A 1677-nucleotide genomic window follows, 5' to 3' on the forward strand; every position below is an offset into this window, starting at 1 on the left:
GTGTCCGCATCCGTGTCGCGCACGAGGACGTTGATGATGTCCGTTTCCTGCACGGGCAGCACCTCGACCATCGTCGCGAGACCGGCCGCGATCTCCATCGTGCGCGCCTGCGGCGGGTTCGGCCAGCCGCGCAGCTCGTCGAAGCGCCGCGCCGCCTCCGTGAGGACGCCCTGGCTGCGCCCCATCTCGGCCAGGGAGTTGATCTCCTCCTCCCACTCCAGTCGCCCGATGTAGCGGATCGCCGCTTCCTGCGGCAGCGAGCGGTTGACGAAGAACTTCACCGAGGCCACGAAGAGGCGCTCGCGCAGGGACAGCCCCCAGAGGATGGCGACCAGCAGCACGATGAAGGAGCCGACGATGGTCCACTTGTGCAGGAAGAGGACCATGTAGAACTCGCGCAGGGAGATCTGCTGCTGCGATCCCTGCGGCCGGGCCTGAACGACTGGGGTTGCGGGCGTTTCCATGCTGATCACCGGCTAGTTGTTCTGATAGTAGACGTCCAGCTCCCTCTCCAGGGCATTCTGGAGGAAGACGGCGTCCAACCCGAAGCGGGTCATCACGATGTTGTTGCCGAAGGCGGCCATCATGAAGTCGCGCAGATTGGCGACGCGGCTCTTCGGCACGACCACGATGTCGTAGCGCTGCAGCGGGAGGTCCGGCAGCAGGGATTCGCCCGCCAGCAGCTGGGAGAAGTCGACCTCGAAGACCTGCGGATCGCCCCCTGGATTGCGCCGGATCACGATGACCTGCTTCTTCTGGCCATCGCGCGTGATGCCGCCGCAATCGGCGAGCACGCCCGCCAGGGTGAGCGGCTCCGAGCTCGCGAGTTGGGGATTGCGCACCTCACCGAGCACGAAAACGTGCTGACTGCCCAACTCGAGGAGGTGCACGTAGGCCTGCGGGTTGACGAGGTAGGTCGCGAGCTGGCGCGCGATCTCGCGGTTGAGCTGCTCCAGCGTGAGGCCCGCGGCGAGCACGGGCTCATTGACCAGGGGTAGGAGCAAGCGGCCGTCGGGACTGACCAGGAAGTCGTTGTCCAGTCCGACCTCGCCGAGGAACGTGACATGGAGGCGGTCCCCGGGGCCGATGACGTAGCGCGGGGGCGGCCCGAGAAAGGCCAGCGAGTCAGCCGCCGCTGTCCCCGTCAGGGTACGCACCTTCAGCGCGGGGCCCTGCCTGCCGCAGCCGGAAAGGAATAGCAGCGGGAGCCCAGCGAGGCAGAGCAGTCTGGGCAACCGATTACGGCGCAATCCTTTGCACATCGGATGCAAACCCCTGTCTCCATGGCGGCGGCTGCCGCACGGCGGCCGTTTTGCAAGTCGGATGCCAGGCCGGCGCGCTACTGCCCCTTCTCCAGCGCGTAAACCCTTACGCCGTGGAACCTTGCCTGCTCCGCGGCGCGGTAGCCCTGGAACGCGCCGATCAATGTGGACTCCCCACCCCATTCCCAGGGGCGGGCGCTCACCAGCCAGAGCCGCGGCGGCTCCCCGAGCGTCTCCACCCTGGCGCGAATCTGCGCGGGGCCCATCCCTGGCCAGAGCATCGCCAGCGGCGCCGGCCCCTTGAAGTAGTGCGCAAAGGTCTCGCCGACCACGGCGACGAGGATGGGCTCCTCGCGATCGGCGTTCCCAAGGGCCTGCGCCGCGCCGCGCACGTCCTCCTTCGCGTAGGCGGGGG

2 protein-coding genes are annotated in these 1677 nt (G+C 67.8%); both read right to left on the reverse strand.

Annotation, left to right across the window (positions count from 1 at the left end):
- Nucleotides 1–464, reverse strand: a 464-nt coding sequence (locus FJ251_16195) for a hypothetical protein (protein MBM4119241.1), incomplete at its 3' end; no start/stop codon positions are given.
- Nucleotides 465–476: 12 nt separating this feature from the next.
- Complete coding sequence (locus tag FJ251_16200) at nucleotides 477–1445, reverse strand: hypothetical protein (protein ID MBM4119242.1); 969 nt, start codon at nucleotides 1443–1445, stop codon at nucleotides 477–479.
- Between the last annotated feature and the right edge of the window lie 232 nt (nucleotides 1446–1677).

It is taken from the genome of bacterium (assembly GCA_016873475.1).
Classification (GTDB): Bacteria; Krumholzibacteriota; Krumholzibacteriia; order JACNKJ01; family JACNKJ01; genus VGXI01.

What these genes read in the sequence shown, in the direction of transcription:
- FJ251_16200 (MBM4119242.1), bottom strand. Translation starts at nt 1,445, where the DNA reads ATGGGGTGGGGAGTCCACATTGATCGGCGCGTTCCAGGGCTACCGCGC.